Source organism: Streptomyces sp. NRRL S-1022 (genome assembly GCF_000720135.1).
GTDB lineage: Bacteria > Actinomycetota > Actinomycetes > Streptomycetales > Streptomycetaceae > Streptomyces.
Genome location: NZ_JOIU01000041.1, coordinates 71,794 through 95,721 on the forward strand (window position 1 = coordinate 71,794; position 23,928 = coordinate 95,721).

Sequence of the window (23,928 nt, forward strand, 5' to 3'; positions counted from 1 at the left end):
GCGCCGGCCCTGTTCGGCGCCGCCGGGAGCCGCGGGCACGGCTGACCCGCGGCCCCGGGCGCCGGTGGGTCAGCAGCCGAAGTCGATCAGGTCGAACGTGGCGTAGTGGTCGGGGGTGTAGTAATCCTCCTCGTACCCGCCGCCCGTGACGATGCGGCGCGCGCCGCGGGTGGTCGAGCCGGGCGTCTTGACCGTGTACTCGTGGTAGTAGCCCGACGGCTGCCTGGGCAGAACGCCCTCCCGGTTCTGGAAGACGATCCCGTCCTGCGCGTACGGGTAGGGGCCGCCCCGGTCGATCAGGCGCAGGGTGTCGTGGGCCTGCGAGGGCAGTTCGCCGTAGCAGATGCTGCCGGCCGACACGGACGCCGCGGCGTCGGCGGTGGTGGCGGTGACGGTGCCGCCCACGAGGAGGGCGGACAGGAGCGCGACGGCGGCGCCGGTGCGGGTGGCGCGTGGGGGGAATCTCATGCCCACATGATGACGCGCGTAGACGTTGACATGTCAACGACAAAGTTGAAGATTTTCCGTATCCGTCCGAGGAGTTTTCGGGGAGTTAACCTGCCGACCGGCGGCCCCACGCGGTGCCCGCGAGGACCAGTGCGCCGCCCGCCAGGCCGAGCACGCCGAGCCGGTCGCCGCCCAGCGCGATACCGGCACCGGCGGCCCACAGCGGCTCGGTGCCGAGCAGCAGGCTGACCCGGGACGGCGAGGTGCGGCGGACGGCCCACATCTGCACGAAGAAGGCGAACACCGTGCACAGGGCCGACAGGAACAGCAGCCCGGCCCACTGCCGGGCGCCGAGGTCCGTCGCGACCGTCCAGGGCGCCGGGCCGCCGCCGGCGGCCGACAGCAGGGCGAAGACGGCGACGGCGGTGCCCAGCTGCACCGTGGTCAGCGGCAGCGCGCCGGCCTGCCGCACGGCCCTGATCCGGGACATGGCGAGGACGTGCAGGGTGCGGGCGAGCGCGGCGAGCAGCATCAGCAGGTCGCCGGGGGAGGGGCGGGTGAAGCCGGCGCCCTGGGTGAGCAGGACGACGCCGAGCACCGCCAGGGCCGCCGCGCCGAGGAAGGACGGCGTGGGCCGGGTGCGGGTGGCGGCGGCCTCGGCGAGCGGGGTGAGGACCATGGTGAGGCTGATGATCAGGCCGGCGTTGGTCGCCGAGGTGTGCACCACCCCGTACGTCTCCAGCAGGAAGATCCCGGCGAGGATCAGCCCGAGCAGGGCCGCGCCGCGCCACTGGGCGCCGGTGAGCGCGCGCAGGGCCCGGCGGCCGGCGAGGAACAGGGCGGGCAGCGCGAGCGCGAACCGCAGCACCAGGACGGCGAGGACGGTACGGGCGGTGGTGATCTCCTTCGCCGCCAGGTAGCTGGCGCCCCAGCACACCGCGACGAGCAGGACGGGCAGGTCGGTGTGCCAGGCCCGGCGGGGCGCGAGCGCGGCGGGCACGGCGAGCGAGGACATGGGCGCGGCTCTCCCGGTCTCCGAGGGCGGTGCGCAGACGTCGACGGCTCGCGCGGGTCGCGCTCACCGTACCGGCGGCGACGATCTTCGGCCAGAGCTTTCCGGGTGACCGCGCCCGGCCCGGCTGAGGCCGTTCGGCGGGTCCGGTGGACGGACCTCCGCCCCGGGCGGCACCGGTGCGGCCCTCGCCCAGGGACGGACGCGGCCCGCGTGCTGGAGCAGGCCGGGCCCCGCCCTGCCCCTTCCCGGCGCCGGCAGCCCTAGGCCTCGTCGGGGAGGTCGTACGTGCCGTACTCGGGGCTGCCCGCGAGGTCGTACGTCTGGAGGGAGATGCCCGAGCCGGTGACGTGGCCGGTGCGGTGGGCGAAGCGGGTGGGGAGCATGCCCTCCGTGAACAGCCGGCGGCCGGCGCCGAGGATGACGGGGAAGGTCAGCAGGTGCAGGGTGTCGACGAGCCGGAGGTCCAGCAGGGAACGGACCAGGGCGCCGCTGCCGTGGACCTGGAGTTCGCCGTCCGTGCGCTCCTTCAGGGCGGTGATCTCCTTCACCAGGTCCCCCGTGACGACGGTGGTGCCCGCCCACTCCGGGGCCTGGAGGGTGGTGGAGACGACGTACTTCGGCAGGGCGTTGAGCCGGCCGGCGATCGGGTGGGCGGGGTCGGTCACCTTCGGCCAGTAGGAGGCGAAGATGTCCTACGTGCGGCGGCCGAGCAGGAAGCCGCCCGCGCGGGCGAAGATCTCGGTGATGTACCTGCCGGAGTCGTCGTCGGCGAGCGGGAAGCTCCAGCCGCCCTGCTCGAAGCCGCCGGAGGTGTCCTCCCGGGGGCCGCCGGGTGCCTGGTGGACGCCGTCGAGGGTGACGAAGACCGTGGAGACGAGGTTGCCCATGGCGGGTGCCTTCTTCCGGGTGCGGGATCCGCTGTCACCACGTCGGACCCCGCACCCGCCCGGAACTCATCGGTTCAGCCGGCGTGGGTGGAGAACATTCCCCCGGTCGGCCCCTGCTTGTCGCCGCCCTGGGCCTTCTTCAGGGCGTTGGCGAGGCTCTCGATGGTGAGGGACTGCAGGATCACCCGGCCGTTGCCCTCCAGGGTGGCCAGGGACAGGCCCTCGCCGCCGAAGACGGCGTTCATGATGCCCTGCCGGTTGAGGCCGCCGACGCGCTGGACGCCGTACTGGATGCCCTCCTCGAAGGCGACCACGCAGCCGGTGTCGACCTCGATGCGGCCGCCGAAGTCCGCCGGGTTCAGGTCGATGAAGTTGCCCGCGCCGGCGATGATCACCGTGCCGTGCCCGGTGAACTTCTCCAGGACGAAGCCCTCGCCGCCGCTCATGCCGGTGCGGCCGCCGGCGAAGGCGATGCCGAAGTCGACGGTGGACTCGGCGGCCACGAAGGCGTCCTTCTCGGCGAACCACGCGCGCGTGCCGTCCAGCTCCAGGGCGCGCATCTCGCCGGGGAGGACACCGGCGAAGCCGACGGTGCCCTCGCCGCTCTGGGCGGTGAAGTACTGGAAGGCGAGCGACTCGCCCGCGAGCATGCGCTGGCCGACCTGCATGGCCGTCCCCATGGCCTGGCGGAGCAGGCCGCCCATGCCTCCGCCGCCGCCCTGCTGCTGCCCGCCGCCGGACGGGCCGGACAGCCGGGTCTCCATGGTCACGTTCACGGTCTTGAACAGGAACTTCCCGGCCTCGCAGTACACGGTCTGGCCGGGGCGCAGGTTGACGACCGCCATCTGCATGGCGTTGCCGACGATCTCTTGCTGAAGGGTCACGGGAGGAGAACGCGAAAGAGGGAGGGAAGAGTTCCGGGAGCCCCGGACAGGGTCCACGCGGGTGACGCGCGGGGCGCCCCGGTGCTGTCCGGCCGGGGCGCCCCGCGCGCGTGGGGGCAGGATCAGCCGCCCAGTTCCTGGTGGCGGGCGGCGAGACCGCTCGCGCCCTGCCCGGTCGGGGAGCCGAACAGCCGCAGCCGGGAGATGCCGCCGTCGGGGAAGATGTCGATCCGCGCGTGGGTGCCGACCGCCGGCTCCGGCAGCACGAAACGGTGGTTGGTGTCCGGCTGGAGGCGGGTGCGCGGGAGGATCTCGGTCCACGCGCCGCTCTCGCCGTCCTTGACCGACACCGACGCCCAGCCGGCGCTGTTGCCCTTCAGGCAGGCCGTGTCGATCTCGATGGCGCGGATCTGCGACTGGGCCACGAGCCGGTAGCGGATCCAGTCGTTGCCCTGGTCGCGGCGGCGGCGGGTCTCCCAGCCGTCGTCCATCTTGCGGGAGCGGCCCGGCTGGATGGTGTTGGTGGCCGGGGAGTAGAACAGGTCCGAGGCGTCCTCGACCCGGCCGCCGTTCTCCAGGGCGACCACGTCGAAGGTGCCGAGGGCCGCGAGCCACTCCGGGTCGGGCACGACCTCGCCGTACACGCGCAGGCGGGCGATGCCGCCGTCGGGGTGCTGGTTGATCCGCAGGTGCGTGAAGCGCTGCTCGGCGGTGATTTCGAAGCCGTTGGCCGCGTGGCCGCCGACGGCGGTGCGCGGGACGAGCGTCGTCCACTTCACGTCGTCGCCCAGCAGCTCCTCCGGGGACGGGGAGCCCGGCACCGTGGCGGCCTCGACCGAGACGGCCTGCGGGTAGTTGCCGCGGAAGTGGGCCGTGTCGACGACGATCCCGCGGATCACGCCGGGCGCGCCGAGCCGGACCAGCGCCCAGTCGTGGTCCTCGGCGGCCGGCCACGGGTGCCCGGCAGAGGCGCCGCGCCGGCGGCGGGTCTCCCAGCCGTCCATGATCTTGCCCTTGTGGCCGAAGTGCTCGGGGTCGAACTCGGCCCGCTCGGGCACCAGCAGGTTCTCCCGCTCGGCGAAGAACTCGTCGTTGGCGGCGATGACACCGGCGCCCAGCCGCCGGTCGGCGAGGTTGGCGTACTGGGTGAAGGGGAAGTCGGCGGTGCGGTAGTCCGCGTACGGGTCGCCGCCGCCGTAGGGGTTCGCGTCTCCGGTGAAGCCGGCCGAGCTCGATCGATGCAGCGCCGTCACAGGAATCAGGGGGTCCTTTCGGGAGTCGGGCCGGGTGCGGGGGGTGGCTTGGCGGGGGCGGCTGAGCAGCGTGCCCTTCGGCTCGGTGAACGCGCCGTCCGCGACGATGCGCTCGCCGCGCAGCCAGGTGGACTTCACGACGCCGTGCAGGGTCCTGCCGGCATAGGCGGTGACCCGGTTGCGGTGCTGGAGACCGGCCGGGTCGACGGTGAAGGTCTCGTCGGGGGCGAGGACGGCGAAGTCGGCGTCCAGGCCGGGGGCGATGGCGCCCTTGCGCGCGCCGAGACCGGCCAGGGCGGCGGTCCGCGCGGACATCCAGCGGACGACGTCCTCCAGGCCGTGGCCGCGCCTGCGGGCCTCGGTCCACACGGCGGACAGGCTGAGCTGGAGCCCGGAGATGCCGCCCCACGCGGTGGCGAAGTCGTCGGTCTTCAGGTCCGCGGTGGAGGGCGAGTGGTCGGTGACCACGCAGTCGATGGTGCCGTCGGCCAGCGCCTCCCAGAGCAGGTCCTGGTTGGCGGCCTCGCGGATGGGCGGGCAGCACTTGAACTCGCTGGCGCCGTCCGGGACTTCCTCGGCGGTCAGGGTGAGGTAGTGCGGGCAGGTCTCGACCGTGATCCGCACGCCCTCGGCGCGGGCGGCGCGGATCAGCGGCAGCGCGTCGCCGGAGGACAGGTGCAGCACGTGCACGCGCGCGTTGAGCCGCCGGGCCTGGGCGATGAGGCCGGCGATGGCGGTGTCCTCGGCGTCGCGCGGGCGGGAGGCGAGGAAGTCGGCGTACCGGGGGCCGCCGTGCTGCGGGGCGGCGGCCAGGTGGTGCGGGTCCTCGGCGTGCACGATCAGCAGGCCGCCGAAGCCGGCGATCTCGGCCAGCGACCGGGCGAGCTGGTCCTGGTCGAGGTGCGGGAACTCGTCCACGCCCGAGGGGGACAGGAAGGCCTTGAAGCCGAAGACGCCGGCCTCGTGCAGCGGGCGCAGGTCCTCGACGTTGTCGGGCAGGGCGCCGCCCCAGAAGCCGACGTCGATGTGCGCCTTGTCGCGGGCCACGTCCTGCTTGGTCCGCAGGTGTCCGACGGTCGTGGTGGGCGGGAGGGAGTTGAGCGGCATGTCGATCAGCGTGGTGATGCCGCCGGCCGCCGCCGCGCGGGTGGCGGTCCAGAAGCCCTCCCACTCGGTGCGTCCCGGGTCGTTGACGTGCACGTGGGTGTCGACCAGGCCGGGCAGCAGGACGTGGTCGCCGACGTCCTCCAGCCGGGCGCCGGCCGGGACCTCGGCGTCGTGCGGCAGGACGGCCGTGATCCTCCCGGCGGACACGGTGACGGTGGCGGCCCGTGTCCCCTCCGGGGTGATCACGCGCGTGGAGCGCAGCACCAGTTCAGCCTCGGACACCCGAACCCCTCTCTCCCGCCGTTGTACGTCCAGGAAACGGGATGTACACCCACGTAACGGATTTCAACGTTCTGTTGAAGGAGTCTTCACTCCCGCCCCTCCGCCGTCAAGGGGCACACTTTGGGGCAGCGCGGCCGGCATCACCGCTCTGGACGTTTCCACAAAGCGGAATTAGAATTCCATCAAGCAGAACGTAGCTATGTACAAGCGGGGAGTCAACCGCCTGCCGGGTAGGCTTCTGCCCCTCCCGCCAGCCCCGAAAGGAACGCGCCGTGCCGACGTCCAGCGCCAGCACCACCGACTCCGCCAAGCCCTCCGCCGCAGGCGGGGTGCAGTCCCTGGAGCGCGCATTCGACCTGCTTGAGCGGATGGCGGACGCGGGCGGCGAGGTGGGCCTGAGCGAGCTGTCCGCGGCCAGCGGACTGCCGCTGCCGACCATCCACCGGCTGATGCGGACCCTGGTCGCCTGCGGCTACGTCCGCCAGCAGGCCAACCGGCGGTACGCGCTCGGGCCCCGCCTGATCCGGCTCGGCGAGTCCGCGGCCCGGCTGCTCGGCACCTGGGCCCGGCCGTACCTGGCCCGGCTGGTGGAGGAGACCGGCGAGACGGCGAACATGGCGCTGCTCGACGGCGACGAGATCGTGTACGTGGCACAGGTGCCCTCGAAGCACTCGATGCGCATGTTCACCGAGGTGGGCCGCCGGGTGCTGCCGCACTCCACCGGGGTGGGCAAGGCGCTGCTGGCAGGGGTGCCGGACGACGAGGTGCGGGCGCTGCTGGACCGGACGGGCATGCCGGCCGCCACGGAGAAGACCATCACCACGCCGGAGGGCTTCCTCACGGCCCTGGAGGACGTACGGCGCCTGGGGTACGCCGTCGACGACAACGAGCAGGAGATCGGGGTGCGGTGCCTCGCGGTGTCCGTGCCCGACTCCCCCACGGCGGCGGCCATCTCCATCTCGGGGCCTGCGGGGCGGGTCACGGAGGCGGCCACGGACAAGATCGTGCCGGTGCTCCAGCAGATCGCCCGCGAACTGTCCACGGCGCTGGCCAGCCAGAACCAGGGGTGACCCGTTCCGCGCGGGTCCGGGGCCGGCCGGGGGCCCTCCCGGACGCGGGCCGAGTGCCCGTACCCGTGCGCCCACCCCGCCCGCGGGGCGCGGCGGGGCTGTGCGGGGTGAGGGTGGCCGGTGGTCAGGGCGGGTGACGGCGGCCGAGGCGAACCGCCACCGGGGCCGCGGCTCCCTCCGGCGGGCGCGGAGGTGCCGGTGGCGACGGGGCGTTCGGGAGAGTGCTACCGCCCTTGCGCGTCGGCAGGTTGGGGTACGGGTGCGTCCGCTCGCACCGCGGGGTCCCGGCGAGCGCGGGGGCGGTAGCGGGAGAGGGCCACCCCGGTCAGGCACAGCAGCCCCCCCAGCAGGGTGAGCCAGGCCGGGACTTCGCCCAGGACTACCCAGCTCAGCAGGACGACCACGGCCGGCACGGCGTAGGTGGTCGCGCCGAGCTTCCCGGCCGGCATCCGTGCGAGGGCGTAGGACCAGGTGGTGAAGGCGAGGGCGGTGGGGACCGCGCCCAGGTAGACCATGTTGAGGCTGGCCGAGAGGGGGGCACGGGGGATCTCGGAGACCAGCTGCCCGGTGAACGGCAGGCACGCCACGGCCCCGGTCAGGCAGCTGTACGTGGTGATCTGCAGCGGTGTCCCGTGGCGGAGTGCGGGCTTCTGCGCGATGACCCCCGTCGCGTACGCCACCGCCGCGAGCAGGCACAGCAACACCCCGAGCACCGACGTCGAACCGCCGCTCCCGGACGACATCGACAGGCCGACGACCACGGCGCCGGCGAAGGAGACGACCGTGCCCGTCAGCAGCCGCGGCGGCAGTCCCTCGCCCAGCAGGCGTGCGGCGAGGAGCGCCATGAGAATCGGCCCGGTGTTCACGAGCAGGGACGCGGTCCCCGCGTCGACGAGGCGCTCGCCCCAGTTGAGAGCCACCATGTAGCCGCCGAACCATACGAGTCCGGACAACAGGATGCCCTTGCCGGCACCGCGCGGGGGCAGGCCCTCGCGGCGCAGGAGGAGCAGCGTCACGAGGACGAGCGAGGCGATGAGCAGTCTGCCGAGGGCGAGCGCCCCGGGGGAGTAGGCGGCTGCGGCGCTGCGGATGGAGACGAACGCGGACGCCCAGGCGAACACCGTGAAGCAGACGGCGCCGCCGGTGACGAGGGCAGGGGGGAGGGCACGCGGGCGGGTCTTCATACCTGCCGACCCTACACCGAACACTTCGGCGTTCACCGAATTGTTTACTCGGAAACTCTGTGAGGGGTCAGTTCCCGCCCGGGCGGGAAACCCCCTCTAGTTCCATGCCTGTGGGGTGAGGCCCAGGAGTTCCCCGAGGGCCTTCTCCCCCGCCCGGGTCACCAGCAGGGCCCGTCCGCCGCCCTCGGGGCGTACCACCCAGGACTCGGCCAGGGCCCGCGCGCACAGCCTCGCCCCGACCAGGCCGCCCAGGTGGCGCCGGCGTTCGGTCCAGTCCAGACAGGAACTCGCCGCCGGCCTGCGTCCGGCCCCTGTCACGTCGACGCCCGCCCGCTCACACCAGTCGTATCCGGCCGGCGTCAGCGCGAAAACGCTCTCCGTCCGCAGCAGACCCCGGTCCGCCATCGCGTGCGTCACCGCCATGCCGAGCCTCCCCGCGAAGTGGTCGTAGCACGTGCGGGCCCGGGCCACCGGGTCCGGCGCGGCGACCACCGGGACGGCGTGGGCCGCATCACGGCCCGGGACGGCGTATGAGGCCAGTTCGTCGACCAGGCGGGCGGTGGCCGCGTCGGCGATGCGCACGTAGCTGTGCCGTCCCTGCCGCTCCGTCACGCACACCCCCGCGTCGAGGAGGCGGGTCAGGTGCCCGCTCACGGTGGAGGGGGCGACCCCGGTGGCGCGGGCCAGCTCACCCGCCGTCCAGGCCCGCCCTTCGAGCAGGGTCATGCAGATGGCGGCCCTCGTCTCGTCGGCCAGGGCGGCAGCGAGGGAGGCAAGCCGCGCGGCGGGGGCGGGAGCCTCCGCCGGCCCCGGGGCACGTACGTGTTCCATGGCTTCAGGATGCCTCATCACTTCGACAGACAGCGAAACGTGCGGCCTCCCCCGCCTCGGACACCCGTCCCCTGCCGTGGAAGGCTCTGCCCATGCCTTCGACGTGGCACCCGTCCGGACCCAGGTTCGACGGCTTTCGAGCCGGCGCGGTGCGCGGGTGACGGGGTTCGGCCACGGGTACGTCACGGCGGCAGCGGCCCACCGTGCTGCTTCCTGCACGGCCACCGCCGCACGCACGCGACCTGGCACCCCGTCGCCCCGCTGCCGGTGGCCGCCGGTCGCACCGTGGTCTGCCCCGGCCTCCGCGGCTACGGCCAGTCCGGGAAGCCTGCGCCGGACCCGCAGCACCGCCCCTGCTCCAAGCGGGCCACGGCAGGTGACTGCGTGGCGCTCATGCGCGCTCGCCAGGTGTCGGGGTCGGTGTCGATGACGCGTTCGGCCGGCTTGTCGGTCCGCCCGAGGAAAAACCAGTGCACGGAACGTACGGCAGGCCCACACGAACGCCGCCCGGCTCGCTGACGCGCTCGGCCGGCCCACCGTCCCGGCACCTCGGCCGGGCCGCCAGGGCGGCGAAGAGCGCGTCTCAGGTCCGGTTCGGCTCGCCGAACAGGTCGACGGCGTCGCGCACCTGCGACAGACCCCGGGCCAGCGCGCTCATCGAGCCTATGGCGCCGGCGATCAGCAACAGGGAGCTGCGCAGGCGCGGGATCTCCGGCAGGCCGCCGGCGGCCATCGCGGCCAGGGCCGCCAGCTCGTCCTCGGCTATCGCCCGGTCGGGGAAGTCCGCCCGTAACGCGGCGAGTTCGCGGCGCAGCCGGGACACCGCGGTCTGCAGTTCCGCCACTCTCGGGTCCTCGTCGCTGCCGGTCACCGGCCTCTGCCCCAAGCTCCGCAACACAGCCCTCCCCCAGCCACGCCGTCGTGCGCGGGTCAGTAAACGCCACGCCGTGCGGGAGCGCCACAGGGCGTACCGAAATTCAGCCCAACGGAACCGGCACCGAAAAACCGTCCGGTGCCTCCGCCGTCGGGTATGCAGGACCCATGACGGACAACCAGGATCCGCAAGGGGAGGTCGCGGGGCTGCTGCTCGCCGCCGGCGGCGGCAGGCGGCTCGGCGGGCGCCCCAAGGCGCTGCTGACACACCGGGGGCGGCCCCTGGTCGAACACGCCGTCGGGGTGCTGCGCGCCGCCGGGTGCCGGCGGATCCACGTGGTGCTGGGCGCCGCGGCGGACGAGGTGCGCGACCGGGCGGAACTGGGCGGCTGCGTGCTGGTGGACAACCCGGACTGGGCCGAGGGCATGGGCTCCTCGCTGCGCGCGGGGCTGGCCTCGCTCGCGGCGACGGGGGCGCGGGCGGCCCTGGTGAGCCTGGTCGACCAGCCCGGCATCGGACCGGCCGCGGCGGCCCGGGTGCTCGGCGCGTACACGGACGGGGCCTCGCTGGTCTCGGCCGCCTACGCCGGGGTGCGCGGCCATCCCGTGCTGTTCGGCGCCGCGCACTGGGCGGGCGTCGCCGGGACGGCCACCGGGGACCGGGGGGCGCGGGCCTACCTGAAGGCGCACGAGGCGGAGATCCGGCTCGTGGAGTGCGGGGACGTCGCCGAGCCGTACGACATCGACACCGAGGCCGACCTGAGCCACCTTGAGTGAAGGGGGTGGCACGCCGCGCCACCTTGCCTCGACCCGGAGAATCTCGACATCAACAAACCATTGAAGTTCCACGATGAGGAAACTACTATCCACTGATCAGAAGCGCCTGCCCCGCACAGTCGGCGCTCTTCGCCCTATACGTGCCGCTAGGCACCCGGTGCCACCGCTGAAGGAAGTGACAGCTCATGTCCGCACCAGCGCCGTCCCCGCTGGCCATCGTCGACGCCGAGCCCCTGCCCCGGCAGGAGGAGGTCCTCACGGACGCGGCGCTCGCCTTCGTGGCGGAGCTGCACCGGCGGTTCACCCCGCGCCGTGACGAACTCCTGGCCCGCCGGGCCGAGCGCCGCGCCGAGATCGCCCGCACCTCCACGCTCGACTTCCTGCCCGAGACGGCAGCGATCCGCGCGGACGACTCCTGGAAGGTCGCCCCGGCCCCAGCCGCGCTGAACGACCGGCGCGTCGAGATCACCGGCCCCACGGACCGCAAGATGACCATCAACGCGCTGAACTCGGGCGCGCGGGTCTGGCTCGCCGACTTCGAGGACGCCTCCGCCCCCACCTGGGAGAACGTGGTCCTCGGCCAGCTGAACCTGATCGACGCCTACAGCCGCCGCATCGACTTCACCGACGAGCGCACCGGCAAGTCGTACGCCCTGCGCCCGGACGAGGAGCTGGCGACCGTCGTCATGCGCCCGCGCGGCTGGCACCTGGACGAGCGGCACCTGGCCGACGCCGACGGCCGCGCCGTCCCGGGCGCCCTCGTCGACTTCGGCCTGTACTTCTTCCACAACGCCCGGCGGCTGCTCGACCTGGGCAAGGGCCCCTACTTCTACCTGCCGAAGACCGAGTCGCACCTGGAAGCCCGCCTGTGGAACGAGGTGTTCGTCTTCGCCCAGGACCACCTCGGCATCCCGCAGGGCACCGTCCGCGCCACCGTGCTCATCGAGACCATCACGGCCGCGTACGAGATGGAGGAGATCCTCTACGAGCTGCGCGACCACGCCTCCGGGCTGAACGCCGGCCGCTGGGACTACCTGTTCTCCATCGTGAAGAACTTCCGTGACGGCGGACCGAGGTTCGTCCTCCCGGACCGCAACGCGGTGACGATGACCGCCCCGTTCATGCGGGCCTACACCGAACTCCTCGTCCGCACCTGCCACAAGCGCGGCGCGCACGCCATCGGCGGTATGGCGGCCTTCATCCCCTCCCGCCGGGACGCCGAGGTCAACAAGGTCGCCTTCGAGAAGGTCCGCGCCGACAAGGACCGGGAGGCGAACGACGGTTTCGACGGCTCCTGGGTCGCCCACCCCGACCTGGTGCCGATCGCCATGGAGTCCTTCGACAAGGTGCTGGGCGACAAGCCCCACCAGAAGGACCGGCTGCGCGAGGACGTCCGGGTCGAGGCCGCCGACCTGATCGCGATCGACTCGCTGGAGGCGAAGCCGACGTACGCCGGTCTCGTCAACGCCGTCCAGGTCGGCATCCGTTACATCGAGGCCTGGCTGCGCGGGCTGGGCGCGGTCGCCATCTTCAACCTGATGGAGGACGCGGCCACCGCCGAGATCTCCCGCTCGCAGATCTGGCAGTGGATCAACGCCGGCGTCAGGTTCGAGAACGGCGACCGGGCCACGCCGGAGCTGGCCCGCAAGGTCGCCGCCGGGGAACTCGACGCCATCCGCAAGGAGATCGGCGAGGAGGCCTTCGCGGCCGGGCACTGGCAGGAGGCGCACGACCTGCTGCTGACGGTGTCCCTGGACGAGGACTACGCCGACTTCCTCACCCTGCCGGCGTACCGGCAGCTGCGCGGCTGATCCCTCCCGCGACGAGTGGCCCGGGGACGTCCCCGGGCCACTGTGCGCCGGGTCATCCCAGGTGCGCCGACCAGTCCTGTTCCGCCGCCGGCTTGCCGTGCAGGTCCGGGACCCGCTTCAGCCAGGCCGGGCGGCCCGCCTGGCTCCGTGCCGCGCGGTCGGCCTCCTCGGCCGCCAGCTGCTCGCGGCTCGGGAAGTCGGTGGGCAGCCACTCGGCCGAGAGCCGGACCCGGTCCAGGAGGTAACCGACGTAGGCGTCCCGGACGTCGTCGGGCGTGGCGAACCCGGCGTCCTCGGCCAGCCAGGCGTCCGGCACCTCGGCGAGGATCCCGCGCAGCAGCTCCCGGGTCACGCGGGGCGCCAGTTCGGCGTCGGCGGCGCGCACGTCGGGCCCGTACAGGCCGAGGGCGTGGTGCCGGAAGTCGTACCTGCGGCCCGGGGCCGTGGTGTCCCAGCGGTGGTGGAAGACGAGGGCGGCGCCGTGGTCGATGAGCCACAGGCGCGGCGGCGCGGTGCCGAGCGTGGGCCAGACCATCAGGTTGGAACTGTGCACCGTGCGGTCGACGTTCACGGTCAGCGCGTCCAGCCAGACGATCCGGCCGGCCTCCACCGGGTCCACCGGGAAGGCCCGGGCGATCTCCGGGGTCAGGTCCACGGCGCCCGGCAGGAAGTCCATGCCGAGGTTGACGCCCGCGCTGGCGCTGTGCAGGTCGCGCACCTCCTGGTGCGGTTCCCCGGCGGCGACGGCCGGGTCGAAGTGCACCAGCACCAGCTCCGGGAAGCGCAGCCCGAGCGCGCGGGCGAGTTCACCGACGACGACCTCCGCGACCAGCGCCTTGTGGCCCTGCGCCGAGCCGGTGAACTTCACGACGTAGGTGCCCAGGTCGTCGGCCTCCACGATGCCGGGGACGGAGCCGCCGGAGTGCAGCGGGGCGACGTAGCGGGTGGCCGTGACCTCTCTCAGCATCCTCCAGCGCCCCCTCGCTCGGTCGGGCAGCGAGCCCTCGCTGCGGCCCTCTGCTCCGAGGTGAGCATAGTAACCGAGCGTGACAGCCGGAGGAGCTCCTCCGCTGTCCGGCGTCCCCGTCGCGGCGGGTGGTCCGGGTGCCGTCCGCGCCCGGTCGCCCGGTCACCGGCATTCCGTATACGCCGAGAATTCCCGGCGTACGGAAACACCAGGTGAGCCGGGCCATACGGGTCACGCGTTATTCAAATCGATGTAACCGCCATCGAAAAAGCGCCGTCAAAGGTTACCTACAGGAAACACGACAGGCGCCGACAATTCAGCGGGAAGGGTTCCCCGGCAGTGCCGTCACGGACTCCCGGATCGATTCCCCCCAGCGATCGACACGCGGTCGGCCATGACGGCTGCACACCCCCGAGCACAGGTCACCGGCCGAAAACATACCTTTGAACAACCCCAGGACGATATGACTTAGATCACGTTTAGCGGTCCGCCGGACCTAGAACCGGCCACAAAATCCGACGAAGGGCACCGCCTAAAAAGGGAGTCAATCGCTCCGCTCATTACTCCCGTTGCCCGAAGACGAGTGGTCGGTATTTACTGGCCCCACCCCAGAGAACGCGGCCACCACTCGGCACCCCCCGCCTCAACCACGTGATCAAGCTAATACGAAGCGGAGTCGAAGGAATGCCTGCTACCGCAGCTCTGGCCGTCCTGGAGGGTTTTGACGGCCTGCCCCCGAGGGACACGGCACTGCACGAGCGCGAGGGGCAGTTGTCTCTTCTCCACAGCCTCCTGCAGGACTCCCTGCGGGGGAACACCCGTCTGGCCGTCGTGAGCGGGGCCGCCGGCCACGGGAAGACCGAACTCCTCGACGCGTTCGCCGCGCAGGCCCAGGGCCTGGGGGTGGCCCATGTCGCCGCGGCGGCCTGCCGTGCCGAGCAGCCCGTCCCGTTCGGCGTACTCGCCCAGCTGTTCCAGTCGGCGGACCTGCCCCCGCACATCAGCACCCGGGTGTCCCGGCTGCTGGGCCAGGCCATAAGCTCGGGCGGCTCGGCGATGCCCCACGAGCCGGGGGTCATCCCCCCGCGCCTGTTCCACCAGATGGGCACAGCCCTCCACGATCTCGTGGAACTCTCGCAGCCCCTGCTGATCAGCGTCGACGACGTCCAGTATGCGGACGCCCCGTCCCTGCTGTGCCTGTCCACCCTGGCGCGCCGGCGGCGTACGGCCCCCCTGCTGCTCCTCCTGAGCGAACACCCCTCCCCGCAGTCCGCCAGTGTCCTGCTGAACGCGGAGCTGCCGCCGGAGCCGCTGTCCCACCGGGTGCTGCTGCCCCCGCTGTCCCGCGGCGGGGTGCGCGCCCTGCTCGCCGCGCGGCTCGGCGACGGCGCGGCCGCGCGCCTCGCCGACGACTGTCTCGCCGTCACGGGAGGCAACCCGCTGCTGGTGCGCAGGCTGGTCGAGGACACCGCCGCGCAGGGAGAACCGTTCGCCCTGCACGCCGGTCCCCGCTTCGAGCGGGCCATCCTTCACTGTCTCTACCGCTGCGATCCGTACGCGCGCACCGTGGCGCGGCAGATGGCCGTGCTCGACGACCCGGAGTACACCCCGCTGCTGTCCCGGCTGTCGGACGTGGACCCGCGGTGCCTGTCCCTGACCCTCGGCGTCCTGGAGGAGACCGGCTTCCTCAGGGAGGGCGCCTGGCGCCACCCGAAGGCACGCGCGGCCGTCCTGCACGAGATGACCCCCGAGGAGCGCGCCACTCTGCACACGAGGACCGGAACGCTGCTCTTCAAGAACGGCGCACCGGTGACCGCGGTGGCCCGCCACCTGATCGCCGCCAGCCGCATCGACAACGACTGCGCGGCGAGCGTGCTGCTGGAGGCGGCCGAGGAGGGCCTCGCCACCGGTGACACGGCCCTGTCGTCGAACTGTCTGTCGGTCGCCTACCAGTACGGCCGCAGCGAGCAGCACCGCGCCACCACCACGGCGATGCTCTTCCGCACCGAGTGGCGAGCCGATCCGCGCACCGCGGCGCGCCGCATCCCGACGCTCCTGGACGCGGCGCGGGAGGGGCACCTGACGGGACGGCACGTCTCGGCCCTGGTCGACGCCCTGCTCTGGTTCGGCCGTCCCGAGGCGGCGCTCGACGCGCTGGAGCGGATGGAGCGGGACGCCTGGCAGAGGCAGGACGTGGAGGCTTCCGCGCACCTGCAGGCCCGCCGCGCCACGCTCGGCCTGCTGTACCCGGCGACGGTGTACGGTGACGGCACCTCCGCCGCGGTCCTCGGGGAGGAGCGTCCGCGGTGGACGTCCTCCCGGAGCCAGGTCCTGAGCGAGCTGCTCCGGGTGCTGCAGACGGGCCCCAACGCGGCGTCGGCCCTGACCGCGGAACAGACGCTGGTCACCCACCAGTTGACCGACGAGACCGTGCCGAGCCTCGCCGCCGCGATCGACGTCCTGCTCCTCGACGGCCGCCACGCGTCGGCGGAGCGGTGGATCGACACGCTCGCCTCGGTCACCCGGAAACAGTCGGCAAAAGCTTGGCATGCCCTCTTCAAGAGTTTGGGTGCCAGGCTCGCTCTCCAGCGCGGCAACCCGGCCGAGGCCGCGCGCCTGGCCGAAGCGGCCCTGGCCGAGATACCCACCGGCAGCTGGGGCGTCATGATCGGCCTGCCGCTGAGTGTGGCGATCGAGGCGCACACCCTCCAGGGTGCGCACCACGCCGCCCTCGCCCAGCTCCAGACACCGACCCCGGACGCGATGTTCCAGACCCCGCTGGGCCTGCGCTACCTGACCGCCCGCGGCCGTGCCCTCCTCGGCAACGGGCAGGCGCAGCCGGCCCTGGACGACTTCCTCGCGGTCGGCGAGCTGGCCGCACGCTGGCGGATGGACGTACCGGCGGTGCTGCCCTGGAGAACCGACGCCGCCCTGGTGCACCTGCTGCGCGGCGACACCGCTCGGGCGCGGGAACTGGCGACGGAACAGCTGGCGTCGGTGCGCCAGGGCCAGCACCAGGTGCGCGCGGTGACCCTGCGGGTCCTCGCCGCCACCTCCCCGGCGGAGGAGCGCGGCAAACTGCTCGCCCACGCCCTGGAGGCGGCGCAGCAGTGCGGCAACCCCGTGGTCCTGGCCCAGACCCTGCACGAGACGGGCCGTTGTCACCAGGAGGCGAGCCAGTACAGCAAGGGCCGGATGGCGCTGCTGCGGGCACGCCAGCTCGCCGAGGAATGCGGTGTCCAGTTGCCGGCCCGCACGCTCCCGGAGGCGCCGCGCGGCCGGCAGCCGGCCGCCGTGGTGGGCGGGAGCGACGAGCTGGTCGGCATCCTGAGCGACGCGGAGATGCGGGTGGCGGCGCTGGCGGTGCGCGGGCACAGCAACCGGCAGATAGCGGCCAAGCTCTTCGTCACGGTGAGCACCGTCGAGCAGCACCTCACGCGGGTGTACCGGAAGCTGGGCATCAAACGGCGGAGCGATCTCACGCTCGCCCTGCACGGGGGCGACACCGCCCGCACCGCTTCCTGACGCGGATCCGGACGGGCGCGCCGGCCACGCCTGGACCGGGCCGTCACCGCCCGCCGGTGGCGGTGCGGCCCGGGAGCCCGCCGCTCCGGGCCGGCACCGGCGCGTGGTTCAGGCGCGGCCGGGGCCGGCGGGGAAGGGCGTGAGCGCCGCGCGGATCTCGCGGGCCACCGCCTCGGACTGTCCGTCGAGGTAGAAGTGGCCGCCCGGCAGGACCCGCACGTCGACGTCGCCCGTGGAATGAGCCCGCCACGCCGTCGCGTCCTCGATCGTGGTGACCGGGTCGGCGTCGCCGACCAGCACGGTGATCGGGCAGCCGATCCGGGCGTCCCGCGGCGCAGGTCGGTACGTCTCGATCGCCCGGTAGTCGGCCCGCAGCGCGGGCAGGAGCATGGCCATCAGCTCCTCGTCCGCGAGCAGGGCCCGGTCGGTGCCGCTCAGGCGCCGCAGCTCCGCGATGATCCCGGCGTCACCGCCCAGATGGACCCGGTCGTCCCGGTGCACGGAGGGGGCCCGGCGGCCCGACGCGAAGAGCCGTACCGGACCGGCCGTACCGGGCCGCCGTGCGTAGCGGAGGGCCACCTCGAAGGCGACGACCGCGCCCATGCTGTGCCCGAAGAAGGCGCAGTCGCGCGGCAGTTCGGGGCCGAGGGCGCCGAACACCGCGTCCGCCAGCTCCCCGATGCTGCCGGCCGGGGGCTCCTGGCGCCTCTCCTGGCGTCCCGGGTACTGGACCGCGACCACTTCCACCTCGGGAGCGAGCGCCCGGGAGAGCGGGACGAAGGAGCTCGCCGCACCTCCCGCGTGCGGAAAGCAGACGAGTGTCGCCGAGCTGCCGGAAAGCGGGGTGAAGAGGCGGAGCCAGTCGCTCGTGTATGGGTTCGGCATGTTCACGGACGCAGCGTAGGACGGTCCGGAAGCGGTCCGGAACCCCTACCCGCGGGCGGCGGCCGGCATGCCGGCGCAACCCGTCAGCCGGCCGCGCAACCCCTTTTCCGACCCCGGAAAACAACCCCTACTCCGGTGTCCGGCACCCCCAGAAAGGTCCGTGAACGCTTGTCCCCGTGGCGTCGGCCGGGTGAGGCTGGACGGCGTATCTGCCATCGTGACGGCCGGCTTCCGGATGGCCGGGGACCGGCAGAAGGGAAACCGCGTACCCGTGAGTTACGAGCGAGAACGTGCGCGCCCGATAAAGGAGCTGGAGGCCGAGGAGCTGATCCAGGGGATCTGTTTCAAGAACGGTCCCCCGCGACGCACCGGCGTGGAACTCGAATGGTTACTGCACGACTCCGACGACCCGCACTGTCCCGTCGGCCCCGACCGGCTCGCCCCGGCCGTCGCCGGGCTGCGTGCCCTTCCCCTGCGGTCCGCGGTGACGACGGAACCCGGCGGCCAGCTCGAACTCAGTTCTCCGCCCTCGTCCTCGCCGGACGACTGCGTCACGGTCGTCAACAGTGATCTCGCCCTGGTGCGGGGCGCGCTGAAGGACCACGGACTCGTGCTCACGGGGCACGGGCACGACCTGTGGCGAGCACCGCGCCGTGTACTGGCCGAACCCCGCTACGCGGCGATGGAAGCCTATTTCGACAGGTCCGGTCCCGCCGGACGCTCCATGATGTGCAGCACCGCCTCCGTGCAGGTGTGCGTGGACAGCGGGGACGACACGGACGGACCGCACGGCTACCGGTTCCGCTGGCGGCTGGCGCACCTGCTGGGCCCCGTGCTGGTGGCGGCCTTCGCCAACTCCCCGCTCGCCGAGGGCAGGCCCACCGGGTGGAAGTCCACCCGGCAGCGCGTCTGGGCCTCGCTCGACCCCGCGCGCACCGTGGCCCCCGCGCCGGCCGACGGCCCCCGTACCGCCTGGGCCTCCTACGCCCTGGACGCGCCGGTGCTGTGCGTCAGGGGCGACGGCGCGGACTGGACCGCCCCCGCCGGACTGACGTTCCGGGACTGGGTCCGCGGCCGGGGCCCGCGGCCGGCGACGGAGGACGACCTGCGGTACCACCTCACCACGCTGTTCCCGCCGGTCCGCCCGCGTGGCCACCTCGAACTGCGCATGATCGACGCGCAGCCGGGCGAGGACGGCTGGATCGTGCCCCTCGCCGTGACCTCCGCGCTGCTGGACGATCCGACGGCCGCCGGCCTCGCCCTGCGCGCCCTCCAGCCGCTCGCCGGCGAGGCGGACGGCCCGGAACGCGCCCCGCGCCATCCGCTCTGGCGGGCCGCCGCCCGCCACGGCCTGGCCCACCCACCGCTGCACGAGGCCGCCGTCGCCTGTTTCGCCGCGGCCGGTGAGGCCCTGGCCCGCGGGGGTGCGTCCGCGGCGGTGCGCTCGGCCGTCGCCTCCTTCGCCGACCGCTATGTGTCCCAGGGCCGCTGCCCCGCCGACGACCTGCTCGACACCGTCCCGAGGAAGGACACCGGCTCATGACCGCTCACGTTCCGCAGGAGACCGGCGGGGACGTCGACCCGGAGTCACTGCGGCAGCGCGCGGTCGCGGCGCTCACGACGGCGCGGGCCCGCACCGAGCTGCTCACCTCCTGTGTGGCGGACCCCGAACTCACCGCTCAGCACTCGCCCCTCATGTCGCCGCTGGTGTGGGACCTGGCCCACATCGGCAACCAGGAGGAGCAGTGGCTGCTGCGCACGCTCGGCCGGAGGGAGGCGCTGCGCCCGGACATCGACTCGGTCTACGACGCCTTCGAGCATCCCCGGGCGGAACGGCCCGCACTGCCGCTGCTGCCGCCGGCCGAGGCCCGCCGGTACGTCGGCGACGTGCGCGCGCGGGTGCTGGACGTGGTGGCGGAGACTCCGCTGACCGGGGGCGGTCCGCTCGCCGATGCCGGGTTCGCCTTCGGCATGGTCGCCCAGCACGAGCAGCAGCACGACGAGACGATGCTCATCACGCACCAGCTGCGCCGGGGCGCCCCCGCCCTGTCGGCCCCCGCTCCCCCGCCGGCGCCCGCCGACGCGTCGGCGCTGCCCGCGGAGGTGCTGGTCCCCGGCGGACCGTTCCGCATGGGGACGGACGTCGAACCCTGGGCCCTGGACAACGAGCGGCCCGCGCACGTGCGGCACGTCCCGGCCTTCCACATCGACACCACACCCGTCAGCAACGGCGCGTACCTGCGTTTCATCGAGGACGGCGGTTACACGGAGCCACGCTGGTGGGCCCCCGACGGCTGGTCGTACGTCCGCCGGCACCGGCTTGCCGCCCCGCTGTTCTGGCAGCGGGAGGCGGGTCGGTGGGTGCGCCGCCGGTTCGGCGTGACCGAACCGGTGCCCGTGGCCGAACCCGTCCTGCACGTCAGCTGGTACGAGGCCGACGCCTACGCCCGGTGGGCCGGGCGGCGGCTGCCCACGGAGGCGGAGTGGGAGAAGGCGGCACGGCACGATCCGGCGACCGGCCGGTCCAGGCGCTACCCCTGGGGCGACGCCGACCCGTCCGACCGGCACGCCAACCTGGGCCAGCGCCATCTGCGCCCGGCACCGGTGGGCAGCTATCCGGAGGGGGCCTCGCCGCTCGGGGTACGGCAGCTCATCGGGGACGTGTGGGAGTGGACGGCGAGCGACTTCCTGCCCTACCCGGGCTTCGCCGCCTTCCCCTACCGGGAGTACTCCGAGGTGTTCTTCGGCTCCGACCACAAGGTGCTGCGCGGCGGCTCGTTCGCGGTCGACCCGGTCGCCTGCCGCGGCACCTTCCGCAACTGGGACTACCCGGTCCGGCGGCAGATCTTCTCCGGCTTCCGCACCGCCCGAGACGCCGGGGAGGGCTGATGTGCCGTCATGTCGCCTACGTGGGGGACCCGGTAGCCATCGGCGATCTGCTGCTCTCCCCGGAGCACGGGCTGGTACGCCAGTCGTGGGCGCCCCGGCACCAGCGGTACGGCACCGTGAACGCCGACGGCTTCGGCGTCGGCTGGTACGCGGACGGCGACCCGGTGCCGGGGCGCTACCGGCGCCCCGGACCGATCTGGGCCGACCGGTCCTTCACCGACCTGGCACGGCTGGTGCGCACCGGGGCGCTGCTCGCCGCGGTCCGCGATGCGACCCGGCCGGGGCCGGAGGGCGAGGCGGCGGCCGCGCCCTTCGCCCGGGACCGCTGGCTGTTCAGTCACAACGGGGCGCTGCCCGGGTGGCCCGCCTCGGTGTCGTCCCTGGCCTCGGGACTGCCGGCGGAGGATCTCCTCGGCATGGAGGCGCACAACGACTCCGCCTTCGTCTGGGCGCTGGTCGCCCACCGGCTGCGGGCCGGCGAGGAGATGTCCCACGCGCTGGCGGGCACGGTGGCCGCCCTGTGGGCCGCGGCCCCGCCGGCGCGCCTCAACTTCCTCCTGACGGACGGCCGTTCGCTCGCCGCCACTGCCTGGGGCGACACCCTGTGGTACCGGCTCGTCCCCGGATCGGGGGTCGTCGCCGCCTCGGAACCCTACGACGACGACCCCGCGTGGACCGAGGTCCCCGACCGCTCGCTGCTGCGCGCCACCCCTGCCGAAGTTCTCGTCACTCCCCTTGAGGAATCCCTTTCGTGAGCTCGTTCACCGTAACCCGTACACTCCCCGGCACCGCACGCGACGGCGCGCTGCGCGCCGACGTCCTGGAAGGCCTGGGCAGCGATCCCCGGCACCTGCCCCCCAAGTGGCTCTACGACGCACGGGGCAGCGAACTCTTCGAGGAGATCACCGGGCTCCCCGAGTACTACCCCACCCGCGCCGAGCGGGAGATCCTCGTGGACCGGGCCGCCGACATCGCCGCCGTCACCGGTGCCCGCACCCTGGTGGAACTGGGCTCCGGCTCCTCGGAGAAGACCCGGCACCTGCTGGAGGCGCTCACCGGTCTGGACACCTACGTCCCGGTCGACGTCAGCCAGAGCGCCCTGGAACAGGCCGGCCGCCGGCTGCTGCGCGAACGCCCCGGCCTGCGCGTCCACGCGCTCGTCGCCGACTTCCAGCACGGGCTGCGGCTTCCCCCCGCCCCGGGGCCGCGCCTGGTGGCGTTCCTCGGCAGCACCATCGGCAATCTCCTCCCGGCGGAGCGGGCCGAGTTCCTCCGCGCCGTCGCCGGCATGCTCTCCCCCGGTGACGCCTTCCTGCTGGGCACCGACCTGGTCAAGGACCCGGGGGTGCTCGTCCCGGCGTACGACGACGCGGCCGGCGTCACGGCGGAGTTCAACAAGAACGTCCTCGGTGTCCTCAACCGGGAGCTGGGCGCCGACTTCGACGCCTCCGCGTTCGACCACGTGGCGCTATGGGACGCGGAGAACGAGTGGATCGAGATGCGGCTGAGGGCCAACCGGGCGCTGACGGCCAAGATCCCGTCGCTCGATCTCGTGCTGCACTTCGAGGCCGGTGACGACATCCGCACCGAGATCTCGGCCAAGTTCCGGCAGGAGGGGGTCGGCGGGGAACTCGCCGCCGTCGGCCTGGACATGCGGCGGTGGTGGACCGACAGCGCCGGGCGCTTCGCGCTGTCGCTGGCCGTACGCGGCTGACGTCCCGGCACGACGACCGAAAGGGCCGCTCCCACCTGCGTGGCAGGCGGGAGCGGCCCTTTCGTGAGACACGGCCCTTTTCCGGACTAAGAGATCGCCCTTGGCTGTACCTGCCGCAGGGCCGGGGGCAGCTTCTAGGTTTCGCCCGCCGTTGCCGGTTACGGCTGAACCGTCTTCATTTGTGGTCGCGCAGGAAGGCAGGGATCTCGTCGCGGGTCGGGTAGTTCGGCAGGGGTGCTCGCTTGCCCTGAAGGAACGCGGTGATGACGGCGACGGCCCGGTCGTTGTTGTCGTCGAGGCTGTTCCACATGTGGTGTCCGACTCCGGGCATGTACTGCGTGCGCTGGATGGCGGGGGCATTGGCAAGAACGGTGGTCTCCCATTGACGGACCTGGGAGGAGCACTCGGCGATCATCAGCATCGCGGGGGTCCGGGAGCGCCTCAGTTGCGGTGCGATGGAGGGTGAGTCCTTGACCGTCTGCTGGATGCGGAGGCTGGCGGCGGGGCTGAAGGAGAAGGTCTGTGCGGTGTCCTCGGCGGGGATGCGGTGCGCGTCACGCGCGCAGTATGCGGATGCGGTGTCGCTGCCGAGATCTGCGGCGGTGAAGGCGTTGACGCCTTCGGCCTGTCCGATCAGTCCGGTGTCGGGGCTGAGGAGTCCGAGCCGCATGAGGCCGAAGGCCACGGCGTACCGGGGAACGTGCGTCGATCGCGGCCCGGTCAGAGCCGGCGCGAGGCCGCGCGCGGATTTTCGGCCCTTGTGCCCGGCGATGTGCGCGGTAGGGCCGTCCATGGGGCCGGGCTCGGCGATGATCGCCCGGTGCAAGCGTGCGGCGACGCTCGGGTCAGCCAGGGCTCGGGTGAGCACGGCCCCGCCTGAGGAGAATCCCAGGATGTCGACCTTGCCCTTGTCCAGGTGGTCGATGAAGGCGGCGAGGTCGCGGACCGACCTGGAGATCGTGTACTGGCCCATGGGGAGCAGGTCGCTTCGTCCGCCACCTGCCTGTTCGTAGGCGTAGACGTCGTAGCCCTGGCGTGCCAGGAGTTGCAGGAACCGGTGGTCGAGCACCGAGATGCCACGGACCGGTCCACCGTTGAGGTACACGAGCGGGATGGGGTGCCGGGTGCTGGGGTTCGCGGCCGGGTAGTGGTACACCGCTACCCGGCTGCCTGTGGCCAGGCTCCAGTGCTGCGTGGCCACGAAGGGCAGGGCGGGCGGGTACCGCCGGGCCGTCGGCACGGTCGGGATGCAGACCGTCGCTGTCAACGCCGCCGCGACGACCACCGGCAGGAACGGCACGAGCCGCGCCGGCCAGGTGCGGTGCCGACCCCGCCACAGCGCGAGGACAGCTCCGACTCCAAGAGTCGTCAACCATGCGGCGAGCCCCGAGCCTGCCCCGTCTGTGAGGGCGATCAGTGCGAGAAAGACGACGACCAGCATCGCGACGGCGGCCAGGGCCAGCAGTAAGCGTCCGGTGAAACGGACAAGACGTATGGCGAACGTAGGCATAGCGGACCTCCAATAGT

The 23,928-nt window shown here is 73.0% G+C and carries 18 protein-coding genes and 2 pseudogenes; 8 read left to right on the forward strand and 12 right to left on the reverse strand.

Annotated features, from left to right (window positions below):
• Window positions 1–69 precede the first annotated feature (69 nt).
• From IG05_RS0138300 to allB, 6 genes and pseudogenes are all read right to left on the reverse strand, one after another.
• Window positions 70–468, reverse strand: coding sequence for a ribonuclease domain-containing protein (locus IG05_RS0138300; RefSeq protein WP_030348740.1), 399 nt, complete (start codon window positions 466–468; stop codon window positions 70–72).
• Window positions 469–553: 85 nt separating this feature from the next.
• Complete coding sequence (locus IG05_RS0138305) at window positions 554–1,462, reverse strand: DMT family transporter (RefSeq protein WP_030348741.1); 909 nt, start codon at window positions 1,460–1,462, stop codon at window positions 554–556.
• A gap of 260 nt (window positions 1,463–1,722) precedes the next feature.
• Window positions 1,723–2,349, reverse strand: a pseudogene (locus tag IG05_RS42850) (dihydrofolate reductase family protein).
• Window positions 2,350–2,423: 74 nt separating this feature from the next.
• The gene (locus IG05_RS0138315) at window positions 2,424–3,233 is read right to left on the reverse strand and encodes an AIM24 family protein (RefSeq protein WP_030348742.1); all 810 of its coding nucleotides are present in this window, start codon (window positions 3,231–3,233) and stop codon (window positions 2,424–2,426) included.
• Window positions 3,234–3,355: 122 nt separating this feature from the next.
• Window positions 3,356–4,486 carry an allantoicase gene (gene alc / locus IG05_RS48630; RefSeq protein WP_234336207.1) on the reverse strand — a complete coding sequence of 377 codons (1,131 nt, stop codon included), beginning with the start codon at window positions 4,484–4,486 and terminating at the stop codon, window positions 3,356–3,358.
• A gap of 54 nt (window positions 4,487–4,540) precedes the next feature.
• Window positions 4,541–5,875 (reverse strand): annotated as a pseudogene (gene allB / locus IG05_RS0138320) (allantoinase AllB); the annotation flags it as partial.
• A gap of 272 nt (window positions 5,876–6,147) precedes the next feature.
• On the opposite strand from allB, the gene IG05_RS0138325 reads away from it, so the two are divergent.
• On the forward strand, window positions 6,148–6,945 hold the full coding sequence (locus tag IG05_RS0138325) for an IclR family transcriptional regulator (protein WP_030348744.1): 798 nt from the start codon (window positions 6,148–6,150) through the stop codon (window positions 6,943–6,945).
• Between the two features lie 224 nt (window positions 6,946–7,169).
• Here IG05_RS0138325 and IG05_RS0138330 read toward each other — a convergent pair whose 3' ends face one another.
• The 3 genes from IG05_RS0138330 to IG05_RS0138340 form a co-directional block, all read right to left on the reverse strand.
• The gene (locus IG05_RS0138330) at window positions 7,170–8,129 is read right to left on the reverse strand and encodes a DMT family transporter (protein ID WP_030348745.1); all 960 of its coding nucleotides are present in this window, start codon (window positions 8,127–8,129) and stop codon (window positions 7,170–7,172) included.
• 96 nt (window positions 8,130–8,225) lie between these two features.
• Window positions 8,226–8,960 carry an ArsR/SmtB family transcription factor gene (locus IG05_RS0138335; RefSeq protein WP_030348746.1) on the reverse strand — a complete coding sequence of 245 codons (735 nt, stop codon included), beginning with the start codon at window positions 8,958–8,960 and terminating at the stop codon, window positions 8,226–8,228.
• 583 nt (window positions 8,961–9,543) lie between these two features.
• Window positions 9,544–9,858, reverse strand: coding sequence for a DUF5955 family protein (locus IG05_RS0138340; RefSeq protein WP_078894806.1), 315 nt, complete (start codon window positions 9,856–9,858; stop codon window positions 9,544–9,546).
• A 143-nt stretch (window positions 9,859–10,001) separates the two neighbouring features.
• Between IG05_RS0138340 and IG05_RS0138345 the strand changes: the two genes are divergently transcribed.
• Both IG05_RS0138345 and aceB read left to right on the forward strand, forming a co-directional pair.
• Window positions 10,002–10,610, forward strand: a complete 609-nt coding sequence (locus IG05_RS0138345; protein ID WP_030348748.1) for a nucleotidyltransferase family protein — start codon at window positions 10,002–10,004, stop codon at window positions 10,608–10,610.
• A 185-nt stretch (window positions 10,611–10,795) separates the two neighbouring features.
• A complete protein-coding gene (gene aceB, locus IG05_RS0138350; RefSeq protein WP_030348749.1) occupies window positions 10,796–12,421 on the forward strand; it encodes a malate synthase A in 1,626 nt (541 codons plus the stop codon).
• A gap of 52 nt (window positions 12,422–12,473) precedes the next feature.
• On the opposite strand, the gene IG05_RS0138355 is transcribed toward aceB, so the two are convergent.
• Complete coding sequence (locus IG05_RS0138355) at window positions 12,474–13,388, reverse strand: HipA family kinase (protein WP_030348750.1); 915 nt, start codon at window positions 13,386–13,388, stop codon at window positions 12,474–12,476.
• Between the two features lie 684 nt (window positions 13,389–14,072).
• On the opposite strand from IG05_RS0138355, the gene IG05_RS0138365 reads away from it, so the two are divergent.
• A complete protein-coding gene (locus IG05_RS0138365) occupies window positions 14,073–16,913 on the forward strand; it encodes a helix-turn-helix transcriptional regulator (RefSeq protein ID WP_078894808.1) in 2,841 nt (946 codons plus the stop codon).
• Window positions 16,914–17,021: 108 nt separating this feature from the next.
• On the opposite strand, the gene IG05_RS0138370 is transcribed toward IG05_RS0138365, so the two are convergent.
• Entirely contained in the window at window positions 17,022–17,798 is a 777-nt protein-coding gene (locus IG05_RS0138370; protein ID WP_030348753.1) for a thioesterase II family protein, read from the reverse strand.
• A 235-nt stretch (window positions 17,799–18,033) separates the two neighbouring features.
• Here IG05_RS0138370 and egtA point away from each other — a divergent pair, with 235 nt between their 5' ends.
• Genes egtA through egtD form a run of 4 tightly spaced genes read left to right on the forward strand, consistent with a single transcriptional unit; the run spans window position 18,034 to window position 22,401 of the window.
• Window positions 18,034–19,341 carry an ergothioneine biosynthesis glutamate--cysteine ligase EgtA gene (gene egtA / locus IG05_RS0138375; protein ID WP_051790710.1) on the forward strand — a complete coding sequence of 436 codons (1,308 nt, stop codon included), beginning with the start codon at window positions 18,034–18,036 and terminating at the stop codon, window positions 19,339–19,341.
• Complete coding sequence (gene egtB, locus IG05_RS0138380) at window positions 19,338–20,687, forward strand: ergothioneine biosynthesis protein EgtB (protein WP_030348755.1); 1,350 nt, start codon at window positions 19,338–19,340, stop codon at window positions 20,685–20,687. The genes egtA and egtB overlap by 4 nt, the downstream gene beginning before the upstream one ends.
• The gene (egtC, locus tag IG05_RS0138385; RefSeq protein WP_030348756.1) at window positions 20,687–21,442 is read left to right on the forward strand and encodes an ergothioneine biosynthesis protein EgtC; all 756 of its coding nucleotides are present in this window, start codon (window positions 20,687–20,689) and stop codon (window positions 21,440–21,442) included. Before egtB ends, egtC begins: the two co-directional genes overlap by 1 nt.
• Entirely contained in the window at window positions 21,439–22,401 is a 963-nt protein-coding gene (egtD, locus tag IG05_RS0138390) for an L-histidine N(alpha)-methyltransferase (RefSeq protein WP_030348757.1), read from the forward strand. Before egtC ends, egtD begins: the two co-directional genes overlap by 4 nt.
• 175 nt (window positions 22,402–22,576) lie before the next feature.
• On the opposite strand, the gene IG05_RS0138395 is transcribed toward egtD, so the two are convergent.
• Window positions 22,577–23,911 (reverse strand): alpha/beta fold hydrolase, encoded by a 1,335-nt coding sequence (locus tag IG05_RS0138395; protein ID WP_030348758.1) that lies wholly within the window; start codon window positions 23,909–23,911, stop codon window positions 22,577–22,579.
• Between the last annotated feature and the right edge of the window lie 17 nt (window positions 23,912–23,928).

Excerpts from the sequence above, each read along its gene's own strand:
- IG05_RS0138300 (WP_030348740.1), bottom strand. The coding sequence starts at position 468 with ATGAGATTCCCCCCACGCGCCACCCGCACCGGCGCCGCCGTCGCGCTC.
- IG05_RS0138305 (WP_030348741.1), bottom strand. The coding sequence starts at position 1,462 with ATGTCCTCGCTCGCCGTGCCCGCCGCGCTCGCGCCCCGCCGGGCCTGG.
- IG05_RS0138330 (WP_030348745.1), bottom strand. The coding sequence starts at position 8,129 with ATGAAGACCCGCCCGCGTGCCCTCCCCCCTGCCCTCGTCACCGGCGGC.
- IG05_RS0138335 (WP_030348746.1), bottom strand. The coding sequence starts at position 8,960 with ATGGAACACGTACGTGCCCCGGGGCCGGCGGAGGCTCCCGCCCCCGCC.
- IG05_RS0138345 (WP_030348748.1), top strand. The coding sequence starts at position 10,002 with ATGACGGACAACCAGGATCCGCAAGGGGAGGTCGCGGGGCTGCTGCTC.
- aceB (WP_030348749.1), top strand. The coding sequence starts at position 10,796 with ATGTCCGCACCAGCGCCGTCCCCGCTGGCCATCGTCGACGCCGAGCCC.
- IG05_RS0138355 (WP_030348750.1), bottom strand. The coding sequence starts at position 13,388 with ATGCTGAGAGAGGTCACGGCCACCCGCTACGTCGCCCCGCTGCACTCC.
- IG05_RS0138365 (WP_078894808.1), top strand. The coding sequence starts at position 14,073 with ATGCCTGCTACCGCAGCTCTGGCCGTCCTGGAGGGTTTTGACGGCCTG.
- IG05_RS0138370 (WP_030348753.1), bottom strand. The coding sequence starts at position 17,798 with ATGCCGAACCCATACACGAGCGACTGGCTCCGCCTCTTCACCCCGCTT.
- egtA (WP_051790710.1), top strand. The coding sequence starts at position 18,034 with ATGGCCGGGGACCGGCAGAAGGGAAACCGCGTACCCGTGAGTTACGAG.
- egtB (WP_030348755.1), top strand. The coding sequence starts at position 19,338 with ATGACCGCTCACGTTCCGCAGGAGACCGGCGGGGACGTCGACCCGGAG.
- egtC (WP_030348756.1), top strand. The coding sequence starts at position 20,687 with ATGTGCCGTCATGTCGCCTACGTGGGGGACCCGGTAGCCATCGGCGAT.
- IG05_RS0138395 (WP_030348758.1), bottom strand. The coding sequence starts at position 23,911 with ATGCCTACGTTCGCCATACGTCTTGTCCGTTTCACCGGACGCTTACTG.